Annotated in this window: 27 protein-coding genes and 2 pseudogenes; 22 read left to right on the forward strand and 7 right to left on the reverse strand. The window is 67.7% G+C overall.

Annotated features, from left to right (window positions below):
• The first annotated feature begins 73 nt into the window (after window positions 1-73).
• The 10 genes from LGN17_RS27230 to LGN17_RS27275 all read left to right on the forward strand — a co-directional run bounded on the left by LGN17_RS27230 (window position 74) and on the right by LGN17_RS27275 (window position 12,103).
• A complete protein-coding gene (locus LGN17_RS27230) occupies window positions 74-1,027 on the forward strand; it encodes an ABC transporter permease (RefSeq protein WP_175970279.1) in 954 nt (317 codons plus the stop codon).
• 32 nt (window positions 1,028-1,059) lie between these two features.
• On the forward strand, window positions 1,060-2,019 hold the full coding sequence (locus tag LGN17_RS27235) for an ABC transporter permease (RefSeq protein WP_175951872.1): 960 nt from the start codon (window positions 1,060-1,062) through the stop codon (window positions 2,017-2,019).
• Window positions 2,019-3,890, forward strand: a complete 1,872-nt coding sequence (locus LGN17_RS27240) for an ABC transporter ATP-binding protein (RefSeq protein WP_226199831.1) — start codon at window positions 2,019-2,021, stop codon at window positions 3,888-3,890. The genes LGN17_RS27235 and LGN17_RS27240 overlap by 1 nt, the downstream gene beginning before the upstream one ends.
• Window positions 3,891-4,089: 199 nt before the next feature.
• The gene (locus LGN17_RS27245) at window positions 4,090-5,367 is read left to right on the forward strand and encodes an NAD(P)/FAD-dependent oxidoreductase (RefSeq protein WP_226199835.1); all 1,278 of its coding nucleotides are present in this window, start codon (window positions 4,090-4,092) and stop codon (window positions 5,365-5,367) included.
• A 25-nt stretch (window positions 5,368-5,392) separates the two neighbouring features.
• Entirely contained in the window at window positions 5,393-5,806 is a 414-nt protein-coding gene (locus LGN17_RS27250; protein WP_226199838.1) for a helix-turn-helix domain-containing protein, read from the forward strand.
• 115 nt (window positions 5,807-5,921) lie between these two features.
• Complete coding sequence (locus LGN17_RS27255) at window positions 5,922-6,656, forward strand: cupin domain-containing protein (RefSeq protein WP_226199840.1); 735 nt, start codon at window positions 5,922-5,924, stop codon at window positions 6,654-6,656.
• 2 nt (window positions 6,657-6,658) lie between these two features.
• Complete coding sequence (locus LGN17_RS27260) at window positions 6,659-7,984, forward strand: NAD(P)/FAD-dependent oxidoreductase (protein ID WP_226199842.1); 1,326 nt, start codon at window positions 6,659-6,661, stop codon at window positions 7,982-7,984.
• A gap of 130 nt (window positions 7,985-8,114) precedes the next feature.
• Window positions 8,115-9,392, forward strand: coding sequence for an NAD(P)/FAD-dependent oxidoreductase (locus LGN17_RS27265; protein WP_226199844.1), 1,278 nt, complete (start codon window positions 8,115-8,117; stop codon window positions 9,390-9,392).
• Window positions 9,389-10,846, forward strand: coding sequence for an aldehyde dehydrogenase family protein (locus LGN17_RS27270; RefSeq protein ID WP_226199846.1), 1,458 nt, complete (start codon window positions 9,389-9,391; stop codon window positions 10,844-10,846). Before LGN17_RS27265 ends, LGN17_RS27270 begins: the two co-directional genes overlap by 4 nt.
• 69 nt (window positions 10,847-10,915) lie before the next feature.
• Window positions 10,916-12,103, forward strand: a complete 1,188-nt coding sequence (locus tag LGN17_RS27275; RefSeq protein WP_226199848.1) for a M20 aminoacylase family protein — start codon at window positions 10,916-10,918, stop codon at window positions 12,101-12,103.
• Between the two features lie 74 nt (window positions 12,104-12,177).
• Here the strand turns inward: LGN17_RS27275 and LGN17_RS27280 are convergent, their stop codons facing one another.
• The gene (locus tag LGN17_RS27280) at window positions 12,178-12,567 is read right to left on the reverse strand and encodes a cupin domain-containing protein (protein ID WP_226199849.1); all 390 of its coding nucleotides are present in this window, start codon (window positions 12,565-12,567) and stop codon (window positions 12,178-12,180) included.
• On the opposite strand from LGN17_RS27280, the pseudogene LGN17_RS27285 reads away from it, so the two are divergent.
• Window positions 12,522-12,785: pseudogene (locus tag LGN17_RS27285) on the forward strand (IS5/IS1182 family transposase); the annotation flags it as partial. The gene LGN17_RS27280 and the pseudogene LGN17_RS27285 overlap by 46 nt on opposite strands.
• Window positions 12,786-13,135: 350 nt before the next feature.
• Complete coding sequence (locus tag LGN17_RS27290; RefSeq protein ID WP_226199851.1) at window positions 13,136-13,810, forward strand: lytic polysaccharide monooxygenase auxiliary activity family 9 protein; 675 nt, start codon at window positions 13,136-13,138, stop codon at window positions 13,808-13,810.
• A gap of 96 nt (window positions 13,811-13,906) precedes the next feature.
• Here the strand turns inward: LGN17_RS27290 and LGN17_RS27295 are convergent, their stop codons facing one another.
• Window positions 13,907-15,310, reverse strand: a complete 1,404-nt coding sequence (locus tag LGN17_RS27295; RefSeq protein WP_226199854.1) for a GGDEF domain-containing protein — start codon at window positions 15,308-15,310, stop codon at window positions 13,907-13,909.
• Between the two features lie 808 nt (window positions 15,311-16,118).
• Here LGN17_RS27295 and LGN17_RS27300 point away from each other — a divergent pair.
• From LGN17_RS27300 to LGN17_RS27335, 8 genes are all read left to right on the forward strand, one after another.
• Entirely contained in the window at window positions 16,119-17,489 is a 1,371-nt protein-coding gene (locus tag LGN17_RS27300) for a chitinase (RefSeq protein ID WP_226199857.1), read from the forward strand.
• A gap of 451 nt (window positions 17,490-17,940) precedes the next feature.
• Entirely contained in the window at window positions 17,941-18,828 is an 888-nt protein-coding gene (locus tag LGN17_RS27305) for an endo alpha-1,4 polygalactosaminidase (protein WP_226199860.1), read from the forward strand.
• 187 nt (window positions 18,829-19,015) lie between these two features.
• Window positions 19,016-19,465, forward strand: a complete 450-nt coding sequence (locus LGN17_RS27310) for a hypothetical protein (protein WP_226199863.1) — start codon at window positions 19,016-19,018, stop codon at window positions 19,463-19,465.
• Window positions 19,462-19,911, forward strand: coding sequence for a CBS domain-containing protein (locus LGN17_RS27315; protein WP_226199866.1), 450 nt, complete (start codon window positions 19,462-19,464; stop codon window positions 19,909-19,911). Before LGN17_RS27310 ends, LGN17_RS27315 begins: the two co-directional genes overlap by 4 nt.
• Before the next feature lie 189 nt (window positions 19,912-20,100).
• The gene (locus tag LGN17_RS36780; RefSeq protein ID WP_319000867.1) at window positions 20,101-20,871 is read left to right on the forward strand and encodes a hypothetical protein; all 771 of its coding nucleotides are present in this window, start codon (window positions 20,101-20,103) and stop codon (window positions 20,869-20,871) included.
• A gap of 143 nt (window positions 20,872-21,014) precedes the next feature.
• Entirely contained in the window at window positions 21,015-21,485 is a 471-nt protein-coding gene (locus LGN17_RS27325) for a universal stress protein (RefSeq protein ID WP_226199868.1), read from the forward strand.
• A gap of 65 nt (window positions 21,486-21,550) precedes the next feature.
• Window positions 21,551-21,826, forward strand: a complete 276-nt coding sequence (locus tag LGN17_RS27330) for a DUF1488 domain-containing protein (RefSeq protein ID WP_226199871.1) — start codon at window positions 21,551-21,553, stop codon at window positions 21,824-21,826.
• 180 nt (window positions 21,827-22,006) lie between these two features.
• On the forward strand, window positions 22,007-22,441 hold the full coding sequence (locus LGN17_RS27335) for an Hsp20/alpha crystallin family protein (protein ID WP_226199873.1): 435 nt from the start codon (window positions 22,007-22,009) through the stop codon (window positions 22,439-22,441).
• A gap of 104 nt (window positions 22,442-22,545) precedes the next feature.
• Here the strand turns inward: LGN17_RS27335 and LGN17_RS27340 are convergent.
• Window positions 22,546-22,689: pseudogene (locus LGN17_RS27340) on the reverse strand (SagB/ThcOx family dehydrogenase); the annotation flags it as partial.
• A 119-nt stretch (window positions 22,690-22,808) separates the two neighbouring features.
• Between LGN17_RS27340 and LGN17_RS27345 the strand changes: the two are divergent.
• A complete protein-coding gene (locus tag LGN17_RS27345) occupies window positions 22,809-23,459 on the forward strand; it encodes a BON domain-containing protein (RefSeq protein WP_226199876.1) in 651 nt (216 codons plus the stop codon).
• A 55-nt stretch (window positions 23,460-23,514) separates the two neighbouring features.
• Window positions 23,515-23,754, forward strand: a complete 240-nt coding sequence (locus LGN17_RS27350; protein ID WP_226199882.1) for a hypothetical protein — start codon at window positions 23,515-23,517, stop codon at window positions 23,752-23,754.
• 205 nt (window positions 23,755-23,959) lie between these two features.
• Here LGN17_RS27350 and LGN17_RS27355 read toward each other — a convergent pair whose 3' ends face one another.
• The 4 genes from LGN17_RS27355 to LGN17_RS27370 form a co-directional block, all read right to left on the reverse strand.
• Window positions 23,960-24,184, reverse strand: a complete 225-nt coding sequence (locus LGN17_RS27355) for a hypothetical protein (protein ID WP_175951894.1) — start codon at window positions 24,182-24,184, stop codon at window positions 23,960-23,962.
• A 139-nt stretch (window positions 24,185-24,323) separates the two neighbouring features.
• The gene (locus LGN17_RS27360) at window positions 24,324-25,355 is read right to left on the reverse strand and encodes an LOG family protein (RefSeq protein WP_226199884.1); all 1,032 of its coding nucleotides are present in this window, start codon (window positions 25,353-25,355) and stop codon (window positions 24,324-24,326) included.
• Between the two features lie 22 nt (window positions 25,356-25,377).
• Window positions 25,378-25,713: a c-type cytochrome gene (locus LGN17_RS27365; protein ID WP_226199887.1), complete on the reverse strand. Its 336-nt coding sequence runs from the start codon at window positions 25,711-25,713 to the stop codon at window positions 25,378-25,380.
• 52 nt (window positions 25,714-25,765) lie between these two features.
• Window positions 25,766-26,767: an Acg family FMN-binding oxidoreductase gene (locus LGN17_RS27370; protein ID WP_226199891.1), complete on the reverse strand. Its 1,002-nt coding sequence runs from the start codon at window positions 26,765-26,767 to the stop codon at window positions 25,766-25,768.
• Window positions 26,768-26,900: the final 133 nt, after the last annotated feature.

Below are 26,900 nucleotides of genomic sequence, written 5' to 3' on the forward strand. Positions count from 1 at the left end.
CGCTTGCCGCCGTGGCGCGACCGGTGCGGGAAACCGCACCGGCTGCGCGCGGCCTTTTCGGGAGTGCCGCTCCATGAACCGAATCCTGCTCGGGCTGATCGGCCGGCGCATCGCGGTGACCGCGCTGACGCTGCTGATCGTGTCCGCGATCATCTTCACGATCACGAACCTGCTGCCGGGCGACGCCGCACAGGCCGCGCTCGGCCAGTCGGCGACGCCGGAGACGGTCGCCGCGCTGCGCCAGCAGTTCGGCCTCGACATGCCGGCCCACGTGCGCTACCTGCACTGGCTCGCGGGGCTGCTGCACGGCGATTTCGGCCGTTCGCTGTCCGGCGACATGCCGGTGTCCGACATGATCGGCGGGCGCCTGCCGAAGTCGCTCGCGCTCGCGGCGATCACGACGGCCGTGTCGGTGCCGATCGCGCTGCTGCTCGGGATCCTCGCGGCGGTCAAGCGCGAGTCGGTGATCGATCGCGTGATCAGCCTCGGCACGCTGTCGCTCGTCGCGACGCCGGAGTTCCTGATCGCGACGGTCGCGGTGCTCGTGCTGGCCGTGAAGCTGCACTGGCTGTCCGCGCTGTCGTACAGCGGCCCGATCGACAGCGTGCACGACTTCCTGCGCGCGTATGCGATGCCGGTGCTGACGCTGTGCGCGGTCGTGATCGCGCAGATGGCGCGCATGACGCGCGCCGCGGTGATCGAGCAGCTGAGCGCGTCGTATGTCGAAATGGCCGTGCTCAAGGGGGCGAGCCCCGCGCGCGTCGTGCTGCGCCATGCGCTGCCGAACGCGATCGGGCCGATCGCCAACGCGGTCGCCCTGAGCCTGTCGTATCTGCTCGGCGGCGTGATCGTCGTCGAGACGATCTTCAACTATCCGGGCCTCGCGAGCCTGATGGTCGATGCCGTCGGCAACCGCGATTTCCCGCTGATCCAGGCGTGCACGCTGATCTTCTGCGTCGCGTACCTGACGCTCGTGCTGTTTGCCGACCTGTGCTCGATCGTGTCGAACCCGCGACTGCGCACCTGACAGGTTGCCGTCCTTCTACCGAGATGCCGCCCATGCAACCGACCGAACCCGTTCAACGCAGCAGCGCGCTGCCGCCGTCCGGCGAGCAGCGCCCACCGTGGGGCGGCTCGCCGCCGCCCGCCGCGCCCGCCCCCGATCGGCCGCGCAAGCGCCGCGCCGCGCGCATGAAGCTGACGGCCGGCGGTCGCGTCGGCCTGTCGATGGTCGGCCTGATGCTGTTCATCGCCGTGTTCGCACCGCTGCTCGCGCCGCACGACGTCGGCACGATCGTCACGCAGGACGTGTTCGCGCCGTTCAGCGCGAAGCTGCCGTTCGGCTCGGATTTCCTCGGCCGCGACATGCTGAGCCGGATCCTGTACGGCACGCGGCTGACCGTGCTGCTCGCGCTCGCGGCCGTGCTGCTCGCCGCGCTGACCGGCACGACGCTCGGGCTGCTCGCGACCGTGTCGGGCCGCGCGGTCGACGAGACGATGAGCCGGCTGCTCGATGCGCTCACGTCGATTCCGTCGAAGATGTTCGCGCTGATGTTCGTCGCCGCGTTCGGCTCGTCGCTGCCGCTGCTGGTCCTCACCGCCGCGGTCAGCTACATGCCGGGCTCGTACCGGATCGCGCGCGCGCTGGCCGTCAACATCAGCACGCTCGAATTCGTCCAGGTCGCGCGGGCGCGCGGCGAAAGCGCGCTGTACATCGCGTGCGTCGAGATGCTGCCGAACATGATTCACCCGATGCTCGCCGATACCGGGCTGCGCTTCACGTTCGTCGTGCTGCTGCTGAGCGGCCTCAGCTTTCTGGGGCTCGGCGTGCAGCCGCCGTACGCGGATCTGGGCTCGCTCGTGCGCGAGAACATCGCGAGCCTCGGCGACGGCTCGGCCGTCGCGATCATGCCCGCGGTCGCGATCGCGATCCTGACGGTGGGCGTGAACCTGTTGATCGACGGCCTGCCGCATCGCGGCCGCCGCAAGGGCGCTGCGGGCGCCGCGGGAGGGCACTGATGCAACACGAATCGAATCTGCTCGTCGAGGTGCGCGGGCTGCGTGTGGTCGGCGGCCGGCCGGGCGGCGAGGAAACGACGATCGTCCACGGCGTCGACTTCGAGATCCGGCGCGGCGAGGTGCTCGCGCTGATCGGCGAATCCGGGTCGGGCAAGACGACGATCGCGCTGTCGCTGATGGGGCATGCGCGCGCCGGCTGCCGGATCGCCGGCGGCTCCGTGAAGCTCGGCGGCACCGACGTCTGTACGTTGTCCGCGCCTGCACTGGCCGCGCTGCGCGGCCGCAGGGTCGCGTACATCGCGCAGAGCGCCGCTGCCGCGTTCAATCCGTCGCGCACGATCCTCGACCAGGTGATCGAGAGCGCGCTGATCCACAAGACGATGACGAAGCGCGATGCGCAGGCGAAGGCGGTCGAGCTGTTCCGCGCGCTCGCGCTGCCGGAGCCGGAGACGATCGGCAGGCGCTACCCGCACCAGGTGTCGGGCGGCCAGTTGCAGCGGCTCATGGCCGCGATGGCGCTGATCACCGATCCGGAGCTGGTGATCCTCGACGAACCGACCACGGCGCTCGACGTGACCACGCAGATCGACGTGCTGCAGGCCTTCAAGAGCGTGATCCGGCGCTACGGGATGAGCGCCGTATACGTGTCGCACGATCTCGCGGTCGTCGCGCAGATGGCCGACCGGATCGTCGTGCTGAGCGACGGCGTGATCCGCGAGGCGGGCGAGACCGAACAGATCCTGCATGCGCCGACGCACCCGTACACGCAGAGCCTGATCGCGGCGGTCACGCCGGACGATGCCGGGCACGATGCGAAAGCGGCGCCCGCCGCGCCGGCGCACCTGCTCGACCTGCGCGGCGCGATCGCCGGCTATGGCGGCCGGACCGCGAAGGGCTGGCCCGCGAAGGTGATCCTGCACGAAGTCGACCTGCGCATCGGGCGCGGGCAGACGGTCGGCGTGATCGGCGAATCCGGCTCCGGCAAGACGACGCTCGCGAAGGTGATCGCGGGCCTCGTGCCGGCGACGGGCGGCGAGATCCTGCTCGACGGCGAGCCGCTCGCGCGCGACATCGGCAAGCGCACCAAGGAGCAGCACCGCCGCGTGCAGATCGTGTTCCAGAACGCCGATACCGCGCTCAACCCGGTGCATACCGTCGAGCGCACGCTGGCGCGGCCGCTCGCGTTCTATCACGGGATCAAGGGGGCGCGTGCGCGGCAGCGCGTCGCGGAACTGCTCGAACTCGTGCGGCTGCCGCAGACGGTCGCCGCGCGGCGCACGGGCGAGCTGTCCGGCGGACAGAAGCAGCGCGTGAACCTCGCGCGCGCGCTCGCGGCCGAGCCCGACCTGATCCTGTGCGACGAGGTCACGTCGGCGCTCGACACGGTGGTGGGCGCCGCGATCATGGACCTGTTGCGCGACCTGCAGGCGAAGCTCGGCGTGTCGTACATATTCATCACGCACGACATCGCGAAGGTGCGCGCGATCAGCGACGAGATCGTCGTGCTGTACGCGGGCCGGCGGGTCGAGACCGGCAGCCGCGATGCGCTGTGCGCGCCGCCCTATCACCCGTATTCGCACCTGCTCGTGTCGTCCGCGCCGGAACTGCGCGCGGGCTGGCTCGACGGTGCGGCCGAGCGTTGCCATCGGCCGCTCGTGCCGATCGGCGCGAGCGCGGACGATGCGGAGCTGTGCCCGTTCCTGTCGCGCTGCGCGATGCGGGTGGACGGCGTGTGCAATCGCACGGCGCCGGTCCTGCGCACGCTCGGGAACGGCGCGCAGGTGCTGTGCCATCGCAGCGAGGACGATCTCGCGCGCTTCCAGGCCGAGCCGGCTGGGGCGGACGTGCCGGTGCAGCCGGTGCGCCTGTAACGCGCGGCGGCGTCCATGCATCGCGTGCGCGGCGCCCGGCGAGCGGCCTTCCGCATAGTGTGCTGCGGCGGTCGTGCAAAACGGTGAATCGTGCGCGCGCCGTGCGTGAATACGCGGCAACTGCGCTTTTCGATGGTGATTAAATGGCTTGCAACGGACGGTCGCCGATCGTCGGTGCCGAATGCTCGAGAAGGATCCGATGAAATTCGAATCGTACTGGCTGGATACCCGCCCCGCGTTTCGCGCCGGCTGCGAGGGGCCCGTTGAAGGGCGCGCCGACGTGGCCGTGATCGGCGGCGGCTTCACCGGCCTGTCCGCGGCGCTTGCGCTGGCGCAGCGCGGCGTCTCGGTGGTCGTGCTCGAGGCCGCGCAGATCGCAGGCGAAGCGTCGGGCCGCAACGGCGGCCAGTGCAACACCGGCGTGGCGCAGGACTACGCGTCGCTGGCCGCGCGAATCGGCGCCGAACCCGCCAAGCAGTTCTATCGCGCGTACGAAAACGCGGTGAAGAGCGTCGAGACGATCGTGGCCGAGCACGCGATCGACTGCGATTTCCGGCGGGCGGGCAAGCTGAAGCTCGCCGCGAAGCCGCAGCATTTCGCGGGGCTCGCGAAGACGTTCGACGCATTGCGGCGGGACGTCGATCCGGACATCGAACTGATCGAGCCGGCGCGGATCCGCGAGGAAGTCGCGTCCGACGGTTTCCACGGCGGGCTGTTGCAGCGCCGCGGCGTGCAGATGCACATGGGCAAGTTCGGCGTCGGCCTCGCGCAGGCGGCGGTGCGGGCCGGCGCGCGCATCTACGAGCAGGCGGCCGTCACGCGGCTCGAACGGCTCGGGGGCGAGCGGCACACGATCACCTGTGCGCGCGGCACACTCGTCGCCGACCGCGTGCTGGTCGCCACCGGCGCGTCGCAGCACGGCCCGTTCGCGTGGTTCCGGCGGCGCATCGCGCCGGTCGGCAGTTTCATCGTCGTCACCGAGCCGCTGCCCGACGCGCAACTGAACCGGTTGTTTCCGCACCGCCGCGCGTACGTGACGTCGCGCCAGATCGGCAACTACTTCCGCGTGACGCCCGACAACCGGCTGCTGTTCGGCGGCCGCGCGCGTTTTGCGATGTCGAGCCCGCGCTCCGACGCGAAAAGCGGCGACGTCCTGCGCGCGGGCATGGCCGGATATTTTCCGGAACTGGCCGACGTGCGGCTCGATTACTGCTGGGGCGGGCTGGTCGACATCACCGCCGACCGGCTGCCGCGCGCGGGCCAGCACGACGGACTCTTTTACTCGATGGGCTACAGCGGCCACGGTGTGCAGATGTCGGTGCACATGGGCCGCGTGATGGCCGACGTGCTGTACGGGGCAGCCGCGTCGAACCCGTGGCGCGAGCTCGACTGGCCGGCGATGCCGGGCCATTTCGGGCATGCGTGGTTCCTGCCCATCGTCGGCGCGTATTACCGGATGCAGGATTTCCTGCATTGAAACGCGTGACCCGGGAGGATTCGACATGAACGCACGATTCGTTTGCCCGCTCTCGCCGGCAATCGGCGACGTGCTCCGCACGATCGATGCGTCGTTTGCGCAGCCGCTGAACCTCGACACGCTCGCGGCCGTGGCCGGATTGAGCGTGTCGCGTTTCACCGCGCGCTTTCGCAGTGAAGTCGGGTTGTCGCCGCACCGGTATCTGTGCCTCGTGCGGGTGCGACGGGCGCAGGACCTGTTGCGGGCCGGCCTGGCGCCGTCGGTCGTGGCGACCGAGGTCGGCTTCTTCGATCAGAGCCATCTGTGCCGGCATTTCCGGCGCGTGCTCGGGATCACGCCGCGCGACTACATGGTCGCGCGCACGGATGGCGCACCGGCGCGCGTGCCGGCGATCCGCCCGCGGGCCGAACACCGCGAAGCGTCGTGTCACGTCGCGTAGGTGCAAGGGCGGCGTGCCCGCCCGCGGGTTGCCGGCCGACGCGCCGGCAAACGACGATTTCCGATATCGCGCGGCGGTTTTCCACCCGGCCCGCGCGCACAGTACAGGAGCAGGAATGAGCGCAGTTTTCGTGTTGCACCGTGCCGACGGCAGCCCTTCTTCAACCGCGTTCGACATGCGGGCGTTCGGCGAGCGCGATCCTTTCGCGCGACATCGCGAGATCGCGTGGGAAGGGCCCGACTCGATGGCCGCGGGGCGGATCCGCTTCGTTGGCGAGCTCGACGTCTCGAGCTATCCGCACATTGAAACCCTCGTCGTGGTCGAAGGCGAGCTGACGCTCGAAGCGGAAGGGGCCGCTCCGCTGGTGCTGGGGCCGGGGGACGGGGCCGTCATCGGCGGCGGCACGGCGCTTCGCGTCAGCGCGGCATCGCGCGTGCTTCTCATGTTCTGCGCGGCCGCGTGCGCGAAACCGACGAAGCGAGGATGCTTTCCGCTGAGCGCCGATGCGGACTTCAAGCCGTCGTCGTCGCTGCCGGCGGAGGTGCTGCTCGGGCCCGCACCGCAATGCCGCAGCGACAACGTGTTCATCGACGACGGCGCCGAGTACTGCGCGGGCACGTGGGATTCGACGCCCTATCACCGCATCGTTCGCCCGCATCGCGTGAACGAGTTCATGTTCCTGCTGGCCGGCAGCGTACGGTTCGCCGCGCCCGACGGCAGCGTGCTGTCGCTCGGCGCCGGCGATGCGCTGTTCGTGCCGCGCGGCGCACCGATCGGGTGGGAAAGCCGCGAGCGCGTGGCGAAATTCTACGTCGTGCAGAACGTCCACGTATCCACCGAACGAGACTGAACATGTCCCCTCCGCTGCGCCAAATAGAAACTTCGCCCACGCTGCCGGCTTCGGCCGACGTCGTCGTGATCGGCGGCGGAATCATCGGCGTCTTTACCGCGTACTACCTGGCCCGGCGCGGGGTGTCGGTCGCGCTGGTAGAGAAGGGCCGGATCGGTGCCGAGCAGTCGAGCCGCAACTGGGGCTGGTGCCGGCAGCAGAACCGCGACGAGCGCGAGTTGCCGATGGCCAGCAAGAGCATCGATCTGTGGGAGCGATTCGCCGCCGAATCCGGCGAAGACACGGGCTTTCATCGTTGCGGGTTGCTGTACCTGAGCAATGACGAGGCCGAGCTGTCCCGCTGGGCCAGCTGGGGCGACTTCGCGAAGACCGCGGGCGTGACGACGTACATGCTCGACAGCAAGCAGGCCGGCGAGCGCGGGCGCGCAACCGGGCGGCCATGGAAGGGCGGCGTGTTCTCGCCGACCGACGGCACGGCCGACCCTGGGAAGGCCGCGCCGGCCGTGGCGGCCGCGCTGATGAAGCTGGGCGGCAGCGTGCACCAGCAATGCGCGGCGCGCGGGATCGAACTCGAGGGCGGGCGTGTCGCAGGGGTCGTCACCGAAGCCGGTGTGATCAAGACCCGGACGGTCGTGCTTGCCGGCGGCGCGTGGGCGTCGTCGTTCTGCCGCCAGCTCGGCATCCGTTTTCCGCAGGCGTCGATCCGTCAGTCGATCCTGAGCGTGTCGCCGGTCGAGCATCCGCTGCCCGATGCGATGTACACGTCGGGGGTGTCCGTGACGCGCCGCAGCGACGGACGCTACGCGCTGGCCATCAGCGGCCGCGCGCGCGTGGACGTGACGCCGCAGTTCCTGCGATTCGCCCCGCAGTTCGTGCCGATGTTCGCCAAGCGCTGGCGCAACCTGCTTCCGGGCGGCCTGGAGGGCGTGCGCGGCGGACACGAAACGCTGAAGCGGTGGCGGCTCGACGCGCCAACCCCGATGGAGCAGGTGCGCATCCTCGATCCGAAACCCGATATGCCGACGGTCGCCGAAACCTATCGTCGCGCCGTCGAGCTGCTGCCCGAGCTACGCGACGCAACGATCACGCATGCGTGGGCCGGCTTCGTCGACAGCACGCCGGACGGCGTTCCGGGGATCGGCGAAGTGCCGGGCGTGCCGGGGTTGATCCTGGCTGCCGGCTTTTCCGGGCACGGTTTCGGCATCGGCCCCGGCGCGGGGCACCTGATCGCGGATCTCGCCACCGGTGCGCAACCGATCGTGGACCCGCTGCCGTATCGGCCGGGCCGGTTCGACGCGTCCGCATGGGGCAAGGTCGCCGATTTCTAGGCGACGGCCGTCACGCGGAAGGCAGCGGCGTTTGAACGAAGCGTTTCGGTTCGGATCGCGCGACTTGCCGGACCGGCGCGGCGAACGCCCGCCGGCTGTCCGGCCCGATGCGCCAGCTTTGGAGTGTGTGATGCGTTTCAGTTCCTACTGGCTCGATACGTCCGAGCCATTCGTGGGCAGCTCGCCGGAGCTGCCTGACGGAAGTTGCGACGTGGTCGTGGTGGGCGGTGGGATCACGGGCTCGGCGGCTGCGCTGGCGCTGTCGAAAAAAGGCGCGCGGGTCGTCGTCTGCGAGGCGGGCACCGTGGGGCAGGCAGCGTCGGGACGCAACGGCGGCATGTGCAACAACGGCTTCGCGCAGGATTACGCGTCACTGTCGCAGCGCATCGGCACCGAACGGGCCAACCGGTTGTATCGCGCGTTCGATGCGGGTGTCGACACGGTCGAGCGGCTGGTCAGGGAAGAGTCGATCGACTGCGATTTCGTGCGCCGCGGCAAGCTCAAGCTCGCGGCGAAGCCGGAGCACTTCGACAAGCTGGTGCGAAGCCAGGCGCTGCTCGCCGCGAGCGTGGACCCCGACACGCGTGTGGTGACGAAGGCGCAACTGCGTGACGAGATCGGCTCGAACCGTTATCACGGCGGGTTGATCTTCGAGAAGAGCGCCGGGATGCACGTCGGCCGTTATGTGCGCGGCCTGGCGCGTGCCGCGCAAGCGCGCGGCGCGCACATCCTGGAGCATGCGCCGGTGCTCGGCTTGAAGCGGGAGGCGGGCGGCGCATACGCGGTGCATACGCCGCTCGGCGAGATCCGTGCGCGCCAGGTGCTGCTCGCGAGCGGCATCTCGCAAGTGGGGCCGTTCGGCTGGATCCGCCGCAGGATCGTGCCGGTCGGCGCGTTCATCATCGTCACCGAGCCGTTGCCGCGCGACCTGCTCGACCGGTTGCTGCCGACGCGCCGGATGGTCACCGACACGAAGCACTTCGTCAATTTCTTTCGCGTCACGCCCGACAACCGGATGCTGTTCGGCGGGCGGGCGCGTTTCGCGGCGTCGAACCCCCGTTCGGACGAAAAGAGCGGGCTGATCCTGCGACAGCAGATGGCCGCCGTGTTTCCCGAGCTGGCCGGCGTGCGCATCGACTATTGCTGGGGCGGCATGGTCGACATGACGGCCAACCGTCTGCCGCGCGCGGGCCAGCGACAAGGCGTGTATTACTCGACGGGCTATAGCGGCCACGGCACGCACATGGCCACGCTGATGGGCACGCTGATGGCGGAGATCATGGACGGGCGGGCCGATCTCAACCCGTGGAGCGATTTCGACTGGCCCGCCATTCCTGGCCACTTCGGCAAACCGTGGTTTTTGCCGTTCGTGGGCGCTTGGTACCGACTGAAGGACACCCTGCAATGAATTCGCCTGTTCGTCACCTGATGCAAGCCGGAAGGCTCGACCGCTTCTTCATCGACGGAGACTGGGTCTTGCCCGACGGCGGCGACCGGTTCGCCGTGGTCTGCCCGTCCACTGAAGACACGCTGTGCGACATTCCGCTCGGCAGCGCGCGCGACGCCGATCGCGCGGTGCAGGCCGCGCGCAACGCGTTCGAGCGCTGGGCCGCGACGTCGCCGCAGCAGCGCGCCGCGCTGCTCGACCGCATTCATGCGCTGATCCTCGAGCGTGCGGAGTCGTTCGCGCTGGCGCTCGCGATGGAGATGGGCGCGCCGATCGCCTATGCGCGCGGCGCGCATGTGCCGCTTGCGGCGGAACATATCCGGGTCGCGCGCGACAACCTGGCGAGCTACCCGTTCGTCACGCGGCGGGGGACCACCGCGGTCGCGCGCGAGCCGATCGGCGTCTGCGCGCTGATTACGCCATGGAACTGGCCGATCTATCAAATCACCGCGAAGGTCGGCCCGGCGCTCGCGGCGGGCTGCACCCTGGTGCTGAAGCCCAGCGAGCTGTCGCCGCTCAGCGCGTTGCTGTTTGCGGAAGTGATCGCCGATGCGGGCGTGCCTGCCGGCGTGTTCAACCTGGTGAGCGGCAGCGGAACCGAGGTGGGCGCATCGCTCGCGTCGCACCCGCAGGTCGACATGGTGTCGATCACGGGGTCGACGCGCGCGGGCGTGCTGGTGGCGCAAGCCGCGGCCCCGACCGTCAAGCGCGTCGCGCAGGAGCTGGGCGGCAAGTCGCCGAACCTCGTATTGCCGGATGCGGACCTGTCGCTGGCCATCCCGCCGGGCGTGGCCGCCGCGTTCCGGAACATGGGCCAGTCGTGCAGCGCGCCGACCCGCATGATCGTGCCGCGCAACCGGCTCGGCGCGGTCGAGGATCTGGCCGTTGCGGCCGCGCAGCAGCTGATCGTCGGCGATCCGTTCGACGACGCGACGACGCATGGGCCGCTGGCCAATCGTGCGCAGTTCGGCCGGGTCGCACAGATGATCGACACCGGCATCGACGAAGCGGCCAAGCTGATCGCCGGCGGTCCCGGAAGGCCCGCGGGGTTCGACAAGGGCTTTTACGCGCGGCCGACGATCTTTTCCGATGTGCGGCCCGACATGACGATCGCGCAGCAGGAGATCTTCGGTCCGGTCCTCGCCATCCTGCCGTACGACACCGTGGAAGAGGCGATCGCCATCGCGAACGACACGGTCTACGGGCTCGGCGCACATGTGCAGGGCGCCGACAAGGACGGCGTGCGCGCGGTGGCCGCACGCATCCGGTCGGGGCAGGTGCACCTGAACTATCCGGCATGGGACCCGCAGGCGCCGTTCGGCGGGTACAAGCAGTCGGGCAACGGTCGCGAGTACGGGATCGAAGGGATGGAAGAGTACATGGAGATCAAGTCGATCGTCGGCTATTACGACTGACGCGGCCGCCGCGTGCGAACGCGGTGGCGCGACAGCATGGAAGCCGTTTTCTTTCCGAAGGTGCCGAAATTGGAAAACCCCGTCATTCCCGATACGTCGTTGCGCGCGCATCACGCGCACTGGGCGAAGCTGCGGCGCGACCTGCATGCGCATCCCGAGCTGCGGTTCGAAGAACACCGGACGGCCGACGTCGTCGCCCGCGAGCTGGAGGCGCTCGGCTACGCGGTGTCGCGCGGCCTCGGCGGCACCGGCGTCGTGGCGAGCCTGCCCGGTGCGGACCCGGGCCGCGGCATCGTGCTCCGCGCGGATCTGGACGCGTTGCCGATCCAGGAGGCCAACGACTTTGCGCATGCATCGTGCACGCACGGGATCATGCACGCGTGCGGCCATGACGGCCATACCGTCATGTTGCTCGGCGCCGCGCGCGTGCTGAAGGACCTGCCGCAACTGCCGGGCACCGTCCATTTCGTGTTTCAGCCCGGAGAAGAAGGGGGCGCGGGCGCGCGCAAGATGATCGACGACGGGCTGTTCGAGCAATACCCGACCGAAGCGGTATTCGGCATGCACAACTGGCCCGGTTTGCCGGCCGGGCACTTCGGGCTGCGTACCGGCCCGATCATGGCCGCGGGCTCGCGCTTCAGGATCACGGTAACCGGCAAGGGCGCGCACGCGGCGCAGCCGCACCTGGGTATCGATCCCGTGCCGCTCGCGTGCTCGATGGTGCTGCAGTGCCAGACCATCGCCGCGCGGCACAAGGATCCGGTGGATCCCGCCGTCATTTCCGTCTGCATGATTCATGCGGGAACGACGGACAACGTCATTCCGGACAGCGCCGAGCTGCGCGGGACGATTCGCACGCTGTCGTCCGCGTTGCAGCAACAGTTACAGCGCGACGTGCGGCTCATGTGCGAGGGGCTGGCAAGCGCCCATGGCGCACGCGTCGACGTGGAATTCTTTCAGTACTACCCGGCAACGGTCAACACGCCGGCCGAGACCGCGCTGTGCGAAGCGGTGATACGCGAGACGTTCGGCGACGAACGCCTTGAGCGCGACGTGCCGCCGAACATGACTTCCGAAGACTTCGGCTTCATGCTGGAGGAGCGCCCCGGCGCCTACGTGCTGATCGGCAATGCGCCGGACGGCGACGTCGCACCGGCGCTCCATCACCCGAAATACGACTTCAACGACGACATCATTCCGGCCGGTGTCCGGTACTGGGTTGCGCTGGCGCGCGATTACTTCACGCGCTTGCCGTGAAGGCGCACCCGATTCATTGCCGTGGCTGACGCGGGGAGGCTGCCCGGCGTTGCCGGGCCCCGATCGCGACCGCGCTAGTTCACCGGCGTCAGGACCGGCGCACTCGTGTTCTTGATCAGGAACACGACGAATTTCGCCGGCTTCGTGCGGCTGGCGTTTCGTCCGGCCGTGTGCACGTCGTCCGGGCCTTCATGAAACGTGTCGCCGGCATGGAGCGTGACCGTTTTCCCGCCGTTCAGGCCCATCACGATGCTGCCGTCGAGCACGTAGACGAATGCGTGTGCATCGTGACGATGCACGGGATCGACGCTGGCGGGCGGGTCATTCACGACGATCGTCTCGACTTCCTTGCCCGGATACCCGGGCAACGGCTCCGTGGCCGGCTGCGTCACCGTGGCTTGCGGTGCGGTGGCCGCCGGCCGAACGGGGAACAGGAGCGACAGCGCGAGCGGGCCAGGCGCCAACCCGTATCGCCGGGCGCGGGGAACCTCACGGCAACGGCGCCGGAAAGGTTCGCCCGGCCGTTGAGTGCACGCATGCCTGGTTGCACCACTTCCGACACCTCCGTATCCGTTTCGCGCGACGCGCCGACATTCATGACGCTTTTCTCGAACTTGGCTGCTGCTTGATCTGCTGGAACGCCTTGCAGCGGAATCAGCAGTCTTTAGGAAACCGTTTATGAATGAATTGGCGGTTTATTCAATATCGCAATTGAATTCGAGCCAAAAAAAGCTTGAATGAAAAACGATTCAAGCGGTTGATTAAAATTAAAAAAATATCAATACGGGACATTTATTTTTTCTATTTTTGCGGATAAGGTTTGGTTCGGTGAAAGCGATTTGTCAGAAAACGTGGCGATTGATCATCGCTTGCCGCGGTTTCATTGGGCTGCCGCTTTTGCCGATCAATGTGCGCGTCGACGGGAATCTCCGCCAGGGATCTTGCTGCAGGCTCGATATGCGCCTATCCGTTCCGACATCAATGCCATGAGGGCTCATGAAAAAGAACATCCGCAGATACGTTGCTTCCGTAATGCCATGCTCGTTGGCCGCCGCGGCGCTGCTGGTCGCGGCGGCCGGTGCGCACGCGCACGGCCGCTTGACCGAACCGCCTTCGCGCATCGTGCTGTGCACGCAGGGCCAGAATCCGAACTGTCATGTCGACGCCTGGCACGCGAACGCGATGGAGAACGGCAAGTTCTTCCCCGCGACGCAAAGCGGGCTATCCGATCCGTTTGCGCCGGACGACGCGAAGAATGCCGCCCCGCCGAAGGACGGCGAAATCGCCGGCGCCAGCACGAATGGCCCGCTGCCCGTGCTGAACGAGCAGTCGCCGGGCCGCTGGCAGAAGATCCCGCTGCGGCCGGGCGCGTTGCAGAATTTCAAATGGGAATTCAGCGCGGTGCACAAGACGCGGCGCTGGAACTACTTCATTACACGCACCGACTGGAACCCGTCGGAAAAGCTGACGCGCGCGCAGTTCGAGCCCACGCCGTTCTGCACGATCCAGAATCCCGGCCAGCCCTACTGGAACCCGAACGCGAACCTGGTGCCGCAGCAGCCGACCGTTCACCAATGCCGGTTGCCGGTGCGTAGCGGTTACCACGTCATCCTTGCGGTCTGGGAAGTCGCGGATACGGCGATGGCGTTCTATCAGGTCGTCGACGCGACGTTCACCCAGGGCGATACGACACGCAGCCCGTTCTGAACCTGCTGCGACATGACGCGCCCGGCGATGGCCGGGCGTCATGAATCGAAGAACGCCTGCCGGAGGCGACGCGGACGGCGCCGATACGGCAACCGGCTAGCCGGCGACCACCTGGTTGCGACCTTGATGCTTCGCGCGGTACAGGCGTTCGTCGGCCTTGCGCAGGATCGCGTCGATCGTCTCGCCGTCCCGGCCGAATTCGGATGCGCCGACGCTCACGGTGACCTTGATCGGTTCGCCGGTGCCTGCTTCGAACGGCGTGCCCGCGATCGCCGTGCGGATGCGCTCGCCGATTGACAGCGCGGTGTCCAGCGCGGCTTGCGGAAGCAGCACCATGAATTCCTCCCCGCCCACCCGCGCGACGCCATCGTACGGCCGGATCGCATCGGCGCATTTGTCGACGAAGCGTTGCAATACCTGATCGCCTGCCTGATGGCCGTAACTGTCGTTGATCGCCTTGAAGTGGTCGAGATCGAGCGCGAGCAGCGAGAACGGCGCGCCATTGCGCTTTGCGCGATTGATTTCCGCTTCCACGCTTTCGATGAATTGCCGCCGGTTGGTCGCGCCGGTGAGCGGGTCCGTGGCTGCCAGGTGTTCGAGCTTTTCGTTGGTCCGTTGAAGCGCCTGCAGGGCGTGCTCCGTCCTGGCCATCGCGTCCCTCAACCGCGCAAACAGTTCTTCCTGGCTGTAGATCTTCGAAAACGAACGGGTTGTATGAAAGGCCTGCACCACGCCGAAACTGAGCAGGAAGAAGCCGGCCGCAAAAATGGCATGCGCCAGCCACCACATGTGATTCCACGGCCGCCCGAGGATGAAGGCGAGCGACGAGAACGCGAATGACGTCACCGAAATGCCGTAGATCGTCATCAGCGGTGAGCGGATGCGGCGCATGACCAGCGCAACGACGTTCGCGACCGAGAGCAGCATCGCGCCGCCCTCCATCGACACGCGTACCCACAGGTGGCCGGCCACCGGCGAGAAGGCGATCACGGCGACCGCGACGTCGACGAGCGCGAACAGCGCGAGCCAGGGTAGCCAGATGCGGGGATCGGCGCGGGTTGCTGCGCTGTCGGCCTTGTGACTGTAGGTGAACTGCCCGACCAGGATCAGGATCGACATGGTCAGGCGCGACGCCGGCCCGTACAGCAGGAACAGCCAGATGTTGTGATGCGCCATGCCGGTGAACAAGCCATGCAACGCATAGATGAGGGAAAAGCCCAGAAAGCCCAGCGTGAGCCAGCGGAGCAACGGCTCGCCCGACAGGCGATAGCAGCGCCAGCAGACATAGGTGACGAACGCGCCCTCGAGCGTGGCGACCGCGATCGCCAGTTCATGGAAGGCGTGATTCTCGAATGTCAGCGACGGGTCCTGGAACACGTACAGATAGGCGATCAGGTAAGCAGGCGTCAGCGCGAAGCCGACCAGCAGGAGCCTCGCATACACCCGGGTGACCCGTTCGGCGGTGCGGGCCGACTCCTGGGCGGCGACATTGACGTTCATGATCTGCCTCCGGTTTCGGTGGATGCATCAAGGATAGAACAGCAACCACGATGTCATGGCGAGCCGGTCGCCAATACGAAGCACGATCGCAGCGCCTGAATTTCGTCAATTTGAACAATGATCCGGATGGCTGCGAGATATCCGTTTGAATTATCGAATGGCGACAATTTCAATTCGGCAATGCGATCGCGTGAGTATTTCGGGTTTCGACATGAGTGGAAATAGTCGATTCCAGGGTTGATGCCGGATGATTATGTAGTATAACAAATCAAAGTGCGGGCGCCGGATTGAAGCATTACTACATCGGCCGTCGAAATATCGGTGTTCGCCATCGTATCGCAGGCGCCATCTCGGGCCGGCGTGACGACTTCACGATACCGCTGGCGTCGCGTCGTTCCGGGCATCCGGCCTTGCGCGAAAGTGACGTACGACATGCTTCACCCGTATTGAACGAGTCGTGGTTTTTTCCGTTGTTGATATAAAGACAGAATCAATATCGAAATTTGTCTTCAAGTGACAATTTGTAAGGTTGATTTCCCGTGAATTCGACCTGGGCGGCGCTTTGTCAATCGAAAGGGAAAATGATGAACCAGATCGGAGCGACGAAGGGACAGGGTTCGAGAAATGAAACGGCCCCTCTGCCACATGCCGTTTCGCTTTCATCCGCCTTGCTTTCCTTGCCCGGAGCGACGGTGCCGGGCCATGCGGCAGCGGTACCGACCCGCCACGTCCGGGAAGGCGCCTATCGGGTACGTCAATCCGTTGCTTGACGCGCGGAACCGGGCCGGCGGCGCGCTGACGCCAGCCGGTGCAGCAAGCTTCCATTGATTTTGCGAGCGGCGCGGCAGGCGGTTGCATGGCGGTGAAAGTCCATGACCTGGCCACCGGGCAAGGAACGAATGACGGATATGAGCACGATGTTGATTTGGTAGTCCGTATCAATTGTGCACGCGTTTGCTGTCGATGTCACTTGGCGGATTTCCGCTCAGCCCACCTGGGTGGAGCGGGTCTTCCTGAAATATTCCCCGGCATGGTTTGCGTGAAGGACAGGTGCCGGCAATGCGTCAAACACGATGAGGACATGAACATGAAGAGCAACCCATCCGGAATCATCCAGCGATCGACCTTGAAGGGCGCGCTGGCGCTTCTGCTGGCATGGTCGTCTTTCGGCACCGGCGCCGCCGCGGCAGGCGGGACGGCCACCGGCACGGCGCCGGCGTTCGTGTACAGCCCGTACAAGGACGCGACGATTTCGATGAACTGGAATACGAACGTCATCTCGTCGAACGTCACGGGCCAGATGAGCCCGGTGCTGTCGGTACTGCCACCCGGTGTCCGTACGCTGACGCTCGCGTTTGCGACCGGGGAATGCGGCAGCGAGAACTGGGCGGGCGTCGACGGCGGTGCGATGGCGGCCGCCAATGTGCCGCTTTTCACCGCGGCCAATGTGAATTACGTGATTTCCACCGGCGGCGCGGCCGGCATGTTCACGTGCGGGACGGATGCGGGCATGGCGGCCTTCATCAACCGTTATGCCTCGAGCAACCTGATCGGAATCGATTTCGATATCGAGGGCGGGCAGACGCAACAAGTGATCAACGATCTCGTCCAGCGCGTGGCGGTCGCCCAGCAGAACTATCCCGGCCTGCGCTTCAGCTTCACGCTGGCGACACTGGCCCCTTCCCAGCAGGGCGCGACCACGGCCAGTTCCTGGGGGGCCAACGCCCCCGACAGCTTCAACGTGTATGGCGACTGGGTCATGCAGGCGATCCAGGCGGTCGGCCTGAAGAACTACACCATCGACCTGATGACGATGGACTACGGGTCGGCCGGGGCGGGGAACTGCGTGGTCGCGAACGGCACCTGCCAGATGGGGCAATCGGCGATCCAGGCGGCGATGAACCTGCACGACCGCTGGGGCGTGCCGTACAGCCAGATCGAGCTGACGCCGATGATCGGCGGCAACGATGTGAGCGGCGAAACCTTTACGCCGGCGGATGCAGACACCGTTGCGCAGTTCGTGAAACAGAACGGTCTCGTGGGTGTTCACTTCTGGTCGTTCGACCGTGACGTCGATTGTCCGCCGGGCGCCGCATCGTCGACGTGCAATTCGATCGGCGGGGTCGGTACGCTCGGTTATACGAACCGGTTTGCCGCGGACCTGGCGCCCGGCAATTGAACGAAGCCGGGCAAGGGGGGAGACCATGCGGGCCGCCCGCATCATGGCGGCGAAGTGTCCCATGGTCTCCGACTGCCGCGGCCGGCAACCGGAGGAATCGCCGGGAGCATGCCTTGAACGGCAACTGCTGCTCGAATGCGAACGGATCTGCAGGATCGCGGCCGTCGCGCAGGCGAAGAGACGGATCGGTCAGGCAACCGTCACGTTCGTCGCATCGAGAAGCCGTTGCGCGTGAGGAAGTTCGTACCACGGCAGCCATGGCCTGCCGCCACCCGCCACGCCGACAAAAATCGACAAACTGGAACAGATCGACGCGGCGTTCCCGCCTACCATCCGCACGTGCCTCGCGCATTTCCGCGCCACCGCAGCGTCGGCAGAGACATCGCCCGCATCACGCTGCACGTGTGTTCCCCGCATCCTGACAAGCCGCCCAACAGGCAAAGGATTCGCCATGTCCGCCAGATCGTTCGCTTCAGTCGTGCTGATGCTGCTGCTCGCCGCGTGCGGCGGCGACTCGGATTCGCTCGCGCCCGGCACCGCCGTCGCGGCGGCCTCGGCGTCGGCGCGCGCGTCGCAAGCCACCGCGTGGAAGCCGCTCGCGCCCGGCACGAGCTGGCAATGGCAGATCGACGGCAACCGCATCGACGAGACGGTGCTGGACGGCGTGACCAACCCGCGCAAGATGTTCGACGTCGACATGGAGCTGACCGATGCCGGCACGATCCAGCGCCTGAAGGCGAAGGGCATCTATGTCGTCTGCTACATGGAGGTGGGCGGTCGCGAAGACAGCCGTGGCGATGCCGGCAAGTTTCCGGACAGCGTGCTCGGCAACCCCGTCGAAGGATACGAGGATCACGAACGCTGGCTGGACATTCGCCAGACCGCGATCCTGATGCCGCTGATGCTGGCGCGTCTCGACCAGGCGAAGAAAAAGGGCTGCGACGGCATCGAGCCGGACCTCGACGACAGCTATCGCCAGGAAACGGGCTTTCCGCTGACGCGCGACGATCAGCTGCGCTACAACACGGCGCTGATCGCCGCCGCGCACGATCGCGGGATGTCGATGGGGCTCAAGAACGGCTCGGGCATCGCGACCGCGATGGCGAAAGTGGCCGACTGGGCGCTCAACGAGCAATGCAACAGGTTCCATGAGTGCGGCGGCTACGCCAGCTTTATCGCGCAGGACAAGGCTGTATTCAATGTCGAATACACGCGTCCGGACGGCATGACGCTCGCGGATTTCTGTCCGGCGGACAATCAGGCCAATTTCGACGGCATTCTGAAACTGTCGAGCGACACGCTCTCGGCGCTGCCGCGCGGGGCTTGCCGGTTCGAGTGAGCGGCGCGGCGCCGACTTCCGTCGGGCGAGTCGGCGGCCATTTCGTGTGCCCGCGCTCGTTCGATGACTTGCGTCAACGGGGATTGACCGGCAAGCGCGAGGATGGGTGTTCCTGCATGCCGGCCATCGGCGAGGCCGGCATGTTCCGTGCCGTTTGCGTCTTCACGTTCATGCTACGGACACCATCATGCTTGCCTTCTTCAGGGGCACCGCTGGCCACCGGATCGCTATCCGCGCCGCAGCAGGCACGCTGAACGCGCTGCCTGCCGCGCGATACCCCGCGCGGCCGGTCGACGTCGTTGGCGACCGGCGGCCGAGTCCTCGCGAGAACGCGATCCGGATGATGCCGGCGAGCAAGCCGTGGCGCCGGCAAGGCGATCCCGCCAACCGGTGCTGCGTGGCCGATCGCTTCGGCCGTGTCGACGACACCGGCTTCGCGGCCGCGCGCCGAACGTTTACCGCCTCGATGTCGCGCGGAACGTCGTCCGGCGCGCCGCGCGGACCTGCATCGGTTTCCGGCAACGGAGCCGGATTTGCGTTGTTTTCATCGGGTGCGAACAGGCGGTCATCGCGACGAGGCCGGGGCGCGTCGCCCGCCGATGATCCGCTTCGCCCCCGGCCGGGAGAACGAACATGAATGCCGCGATGCTGTGCACCCGCGATGTCGCCACGTGTTCCGCACGGATGACCGTCGTCGACGCGGCCGCCAGGATGCGCGACGCGCACGCCGGCGACCTGATCGTCGTACGTGAACGGGACGGGCGATGCGAGCCGGTCGGCATGCTGACCGATCGGGACATCGTGCTCGCCGTGGTGAGCCCCGAGGTGCAGCCCGCCTCGCTGTTCGTCGGCGATGTCATGTCGGAACCCGTCGCGATCGCGCACGTCGACGACGATATCTGGCTGCTTGCGAAACGGATGCGCCAGCACGCTGTGCGCCGGTTGCCGGTCGTCGGCGACGATGGGGAACTGGTCGGGATCGTTTCACTCGACGACTTGCTTCGCGCGGCTGCGGCGCTGCTCGACGAGTTGCGTCTCGTGGCGGCACGCCAGCCGTACTTCGAGGAGAAGCAGCGGGGATGAGCCGGTGCGCGCCGGGGGCCGTGGCCGCGTGCCTGCGGCGAGCGCGGCCGCGAAAGGGGAAATGACCATGGCGATGTCCGGACCGCACGGTTGCGTTGATCGGCGCACCGGGCATGCCGGCCGGCAGCGCCTCCACGACCGCGAACCGTGCGACGTCCCCTGTTGCAGCCGACCGGAGTCCGTTCCGGCTTGATGCGCGTCAAGCCCGTCGCTGCCGCGCGCACGGACGGGTTCGCACGGGCAGGCACGGGGGCCGTCGACGGTCTTGCGGCAGGCGGTTCGCATCGCCCGGCCGCGCGATTGACCCAGGTCAACCGCATTCCCGACGGCGGCCATACAGTCGATTCGAACGCTCGCGCGATGCGGCCACGCGACTGCGCGCCGCATGCGGGATGTGGGCCGCGACAGGGCCGGATTCGCGCCGGGCGTGTTCATGCCGCCCGATTGCGGGCGGAACGCGATGCGTTGCGAAGCAGGGTGAGGGTGATGAAACAACGGGTGTGGGCGGTCGGCGTGCTCCTTGCGTTGGGCGCGTGCGCCGGTGCGGAACGGAACGCGGCCTTTCGGTCGACGGAAACGCAATTGTTCGAGACGCGCCAGGCCGCGGCACTGCCGTGTTCGACCCCTGCCGAATGCGACCGTGCATGGCGCCTTGCACGCCGCTACGTCGAGGCGCATTCGTCGACCCGGATCACGCGGGCCGATGCCGATACGATCGAGACGGCGCCCCCGTTCCTGGCCGGCGAAGTCTATTTGTGGGCATCGCGCGCGGCCTCGGGGGGCGGCGCCTCGGTGATCCGGCTCAAGGCGATGTGCAAGGGCATGTACGACAGCGATGGCGGCCCGGGCTGGCGGTACGACGCGTGCGCGGCGAGGATCCTCGACATCGAGCGAGGCTTTCGGGCGTATCTGAATCCGGCGAGCGCGCCGGATGCGCCAGCGCCGGATGCGCCGGGATGATCCGGCGTCTCGCGCTGGCGCGCCTGCCGGTTTCCGCGTGATTTCGAACCGTTGACCTCCGTCAACGCCCGCTTGCGGCGAACGCCGATGATGAAAGCCAATCCGAACGCCGCCGGCGCGTCGGTTCATCCAGCGAGGTCGGTATGTACACGAACATCATGGTCGCCGTGGACGGCAGTCCTTCATCGCAACGGGCGCTCGACGAGGGCCTGAAAGTGGCGCGATCGTGCGGCGCCCGCCTGTTCGCCGTTTTCGTCGTCGACAAGTCGCTGCTGATCACGTTCGGCGGACGCATGGACCCGGATGCATTGCTCGCCGAGATCCGGCGCGACGGTGTGTCGGTCCTGCGGCGCGCGGAACGGACCATCGCGCACGCGGCGGTCAACGGCGAGGCCGAACTCGTTGAGACCGAGCTCGGCGAGAGTGTCGCCGAACGGCTGCAGCGCTACGTCGCCGACCGGTCGATCGATCTGGCCGTGATCGGCACGCACGGTCGGCGCGGGGTCCGGCGGTTGTTCCTCGGCAGCGTCGCCGAACGGTTCCTGCGCGGATCGAGCTGCCCGGTCCTGCTCGTGCGCGGCAGCGACGTCGCACCGGCCGCGGCGGCGGCGTAGTGCCGCCGCGCGCGGCGCGCCGCCGGCCGGCGCTTGCCCATGCGCAACCTGCCCAGGTGACCATCATGCAGATCTCCTTTCCTTCCGAACATCCGACGTATTGCGGCCAGGATCCGGCGCTGACCTTTCCGGCGCTGGTCGAAGGCCGCCGCGTGCGCTGCGCGATCACCGCCGCGGCGCTGGAGGATCACTTCCGCGCGGCGTCGCCGCGCGAAAGCGATCTCGTGGATGCGTTTGCCCGCCATCGTCCCGCGATCGAGCGTGCCGCACGGTGCCTGCTCGAGGAGATGGGCGGCCGGCCGATCCTGCTCCACAGCGGCTATTTCCGGTTCTGCACGTGAGCGACCGGCGCCGTTGACGCGCGTCAAGCGCCTGCCGATGCGGGCAGCTACGCTGGAATCCTGATGATCGTTCGTCCGTTGCGCGGCATACGGCGCCGCGTCAATCCGGTCTTAGTCATGGCTTCGCGCGGGCGGGACGAACGCGCGGGCCGCCTCTCTATCGTTCGAGGAGTACGAACCATGAGCAATGTCACGCGTTACGATCCGTTTTCGATGGAACCCGTCGCCGACCTGTTTCAGGGGCTGTTCAGGCCGCTGCGCGGGATGACGCTGACGGACGAGCCCGATCTTGCCGCGATGAAGATCGACGTGACGGAAAGCGACGATGCGTACAAGGTCAATGCGGAACTGCCGGGCGTCGCCAAGGACGACATCGACGTCCAGGTGATGGGCAGCACCGTATCGATCAACGCGAAGATCGAGCGCAACAAGGAGCAGAAGGATGGCGAACGCGTGATCCGGCGCGAGCGCTACAGCGGCGCGATCAGCCGTTCGTTCTCGCTGTCGGGCGAGATCGACGACGCGCGCGCATCCGCGACTTACCAGGACGGCGTGCTGTCGCTGACGCTGCCGAAAAAGACGCCGGTCGCGCAGAAGAAACTGACGATCAGCTGATCGGGTGGCAGGCAGCGGGCGATGCCTGCCCACGCCGCCCGAACGGAGATGACGGCGCGCGGAGCGATCCGCGCGCCGTTTCTTCGAGGCGGCCGCCCGGACGCTTACGCATGCGATCCCGTGCCGCCGGCGCGGTAGCCGACCGTCTGCGCGAGGATCGCGAGCGCGTCCTCGTTCAGCCGCAGCGCGTCGGCAAGCGCGCGGGGGTTGATCCGGCCGCGCACGGCCGTGCCGAGCCCGGCGGCTGCGAAGTGTGACGCGCGACGCGCGGCGTCCGTTGACCTGCATCAGCGAGTCGTGGCGGTGCGTGTGCAAATCTGGAGATGTGCGGCGGACAGGCTCGCCGCGGCTCACAGGAGTGCAGGCGATGAAGACCGACAAGCAGTTGAAGCAGGACGTTCAGGACGAGCTCGAGTCCGACCCGGCGATCGACGCGACCCGAATCGGGATCGAGGTGGCCGACCGGATCGTGACGCTGTCGGGGCACCCGCCGAGCTATGCGGAGAAGCTGGCGATCGAGCGCGCGGCGAATCGCGTGGCCGGCGTCAAGGCACTCGTCGTCGACCTGACCGTGCATCTGCCGGACGACGACGTCCGCACCGACGAGGACATCGCGAACGCGGTGCGTTCGGTGCTGCACTGGACGGTCGGACTGAGCGACGACGCGGTCAAGGTGCAGGTCGAACATGGCTGGATCACGCTGTCCGGCAGGGTCGAGTGGGCGTACCAGAGCCACCTGGCCGTGCGGGCGATTTCGCAGATGCGCAGCGTGACGGGCGTGACCGACCATATCGCGGTGCAGGCTGCGGCCGGGTCGGCCGACATCGGCGGCAGCATCAAGCGCGCGATCATGCGCCATGCGGAGCGCGAGGCGAAACACATCGCGATCGAGGTGCGCGACGGCACCGTGCGCCTGTCCGGCAAGGTCGGCTCGTTCTCCGAGCGCAAGGCCGTGCGCGGTGCCGCGTGGTCCGCGCGCGGGGTGCGTGCCGTCATTGACGACCTGGTTGTCGAGTAAGCGCGGTGCGCGGCAACCGGACAGGCAGTCCGCGTGGATGAAGGAGGGAAGCGAGATGAGTCTGTCAGGCGAGGTACATGACACCGGCTGGTCGGTGGCGATCGAGACGGTCGCCGCCGAAACGGGCGGCTACCGTTGCAGGATCCATGTCGCGCTCATGTCGCAGGATGGCACGTGCGAGCGTACGTTCTCGCACAGCCGGACCCATGCGTCCGAGCGCGAAGCCGCGATCGACGGGCTGCGGGCCGGGATGACGTGGGTCGAGATGAGGAAGTCGAACACGTTCACGGTGTGAGGCAGCGGCGCTCGTGAGCGTGTCGCCCGGGCGGCGGCGTTTCGTTCGTCATCCGATTCGATACGTGCCGCATGCGTATGCGCATGCATCGATGTGTCTGGCTGTCCACCCGGTTTCGTGCGGCAAGCGGCGGCGCGGCACGGTCACGCGCGGCTTCAAGCGGTCTCAGGCAGTCTCAGCCGGTGTCAAGCGGTTTCAGTCGATCTCAAGCGGCCTTGAGCGCCGACAGTTGCAGCGCCTGGGCGAAGCGGGCCAGCGTGGCGACCGATCCCGTCACGCTTTCGTACCGCTCGCGCCCGATCTGGGCGTCGAGGATCACGAGCATGCCGGCGTCGCGCGCGAGGGCGACGAGCGCCTGCGTGTCGAGCGCGGGTGCGTCGGACCGGCCGGCCTGATCGCCCGGGTCGGGAAGATGGGTAGCGTGTGACATGACGATTCTCCTGATGGCCTCGAATCCGGATACCGTGCAGCCGTGATCCGTGAATCCAGTATCGTCGCCGTGCCTGGGCGATTCAATCGGCGTACCCCGAAGCTGCGGTAGGAATCGTGCGGCGGGCGTCGGCGGATTCCTACATGGCACGCGGCTTCGGCGGCGCGCGGCGGCGCACCGGCCGTGCCGCGCGCCGCCGCGCATACCAGCCGCCGATCGCGCGCCAGATGTCGGGGGCGGATTCGCAGTACGTGAACAGGTCGAGATCGCGGCGGTCGATCATCCCTTCGTCGGCGAGGAATTCCAGGTCGACCGCGCGCCTCCAGTACGCTTCGCCGACGAGGATGACCGGCAGCGGCGGGATCTTGCGCGTTTGCAGCAGCGTCAGGACTTCGAACAGCTCGTCGAACGTGCCGTAGCCGCCGGGGAAAAATACCGCCGCCTTCGCGCGTTCGAGCAGGTGCAGCTTGCGGATCGCGAAATAGTGAAACCGGAAGTGGAGATCGGGGGTGATGTACGGATTCGGCGCCTGTTCGCGCGGCAGCTCGATGTTGAAGCCGATGCTCGGCGCGCCGCGCTCGTACGCGCCGCGGTTCGCGGCCTCCATGATGCCGGGGCCGCCGCCGGTGACGATGGCGAGCCGCGCAGCTCGCGTGCACCGGTCGGCGTGGCCGACGATGCGCCCGAATTCGCGCGCGACGCGGTAATACACGCTGTGCTCGACGAGCCGGCTCGCCGCCGCGACGGCACGGCGCCGGCCCGCATCGTGCGGACGCGCCGCGAGCAGGCGATTGGCCTCGTTCAGCCGCGCGTTCGCGACGGCAGGGGCAACGATGCGCGTGCTGCCGTAGATCACGACGGCATGGCCGATGCGTTCTTTCTGCAGGCGTTCCTCGGCCTTCCAGTAGTCGAGCTGCAGCCGGATGCCGCGCATGCCCGCGTGCTGCAGGATGGTGGCATCGTCGTCGTCGTCGGGCGTGCGCCTCGCGCGTTGGATGAGACGCGACGCGCGACGCGGGATGCGCTGGACGTCGTCGCCCCGGACGATCGCATCGGGCCGCGTGCGGGCGCGCTTGCCGCGTGCATTCGCCGGCGTCGCGCCGGCCGCGGCACCACGGCGCGCGTCGCCTCGTTCGAGACCGGCGGGAATGCGTTTGACGGTGGTGGACATGCGTTGCGGGGCGGCGGGCCGGTTACTGGCTCAGCACCCATTGCACGAGCTGATGCGCGTCGTCGGCGGACAGCGGGCCGCCGCGATCCTCGGCGGGCGGCATCGGCGTGTCGCCCCAGTGCACGCGGCCGCCGACGCGCAGCTTGCGTTCCAGTTCCGGCGCCGCCGCCGGATCGCCGCGGTAGCGCTGCGCGATCTCGCGGAACGACGGCCCGAGGAACGTCATGTCGACCGTATGGCAAAACATGCAGTGCTGCGCATTGACGAGATCGGTCGGCTCGGGCACGGCCGTCTGCGCGGCGGCCAGGTTGGCCGCCGTGACGATCGCGCAGAAGGCAGCGTAGCGCGGGAGGTTCATGTTGTCTTTCCTCGTCCGGATCGGAAGGGCGATTACGCGCCGCGAGGCGCGCTCACGAGACGACTTCGTCGAGCGGGCGGCGCGGCGAGTGCGGCGCATGCGGGCCGCGCCCGACGCGCAGCAGCAACTGCGGCTCGCCGTGCAGCCCGAGCATGTGGCGCAGGTGGGCGCGCAGCCCGGCCGTCTCGATCGGCTGGTTCAGGTACGACGCCGTATAGCCTGCGCGCGTCGCGACGAGCAGGACGCGCTCCAGCGCCTGTCCCGCGGCGAGCCACGCGTCGCGATCGTCGCGCACGGTCGACAGGCAGACGATCAGCGGCGAGGCGCCGACGAGCTGGTGATGCAGCGCGGCCAGCCCGTCGCCGAGATCGAAGGTTCGCACCGCCATCGTCACGACGGGCGCCGCGAAGTCCAGCAGCGTCGGCACGCCGGCCGCGAACGCCGGCATGCCGTCGACGTGCCGGCGCGGATCGATCCAGCTCGCCAGTTCGCGGCGAAAGCGCGGGTCCGCGAACTGCTGCTGATCGGCCTCCGCGACCAGCGCGGCCACCCGTGCGCGATGCGCGATCGAATCGATACAGGTGACCTCCGCGCCTTCGGCGACGCCGGCCGCGATCAGCTCGCGCTGCAGCGCGTCCGGCACGGCCGTCGAGTTGAACGGCGCGCGCGTCGTGACGCGCTCCGGAATCGCATCGAACAGCGCGCCGAGCGACGCGTCGGAGTAGCCGTCGTCGCACACCCGGATCATCGCCAGCAGATCGGGATCGATATCGGACGGAAAGGTGCTGATCGTGTGGGCGAGCCCGGCGTGATCGAGCGCGACGCGCAGGTTGAGCAGGGCCGCGCCGCAGCTGATGATCAGCTCGCGATCGAACGGATCGATGACGGGCAACGCGCGCACGCGATCCGCGCAGACCGCGATCGTGGGGCCGTCGACGATGAACCGCCACGGCTGCGAGTTGTGGCTGGACGGGGCCAGCACCGCGTAGGCCAGCAGCGACCTCAGACGGTCCTCGGGGTGGGTGCTTGCGGCCAATGGGGGAACGGATATCATTCGAACATCTCCTGGGCGCCACACGCGGGCGTTATGCCACTTCATCGTGTCAGCAACCGTCCGAGCGTCGTTGACCCACATCAAGCGCCCGTCACCGGGCCATGCACACGCGGCGCGTGTGCGATTAGCCTTG

Origin of the sequence: Burkholderia sp. AU30280 (genome assembly GCF_020420125.1) — a bacterium.
Lineage (GTDB): Bacteria > Pseudomonadota > Gammaproteobacteria > Burkholderiales > Burkholderiaceae > Burkholderia.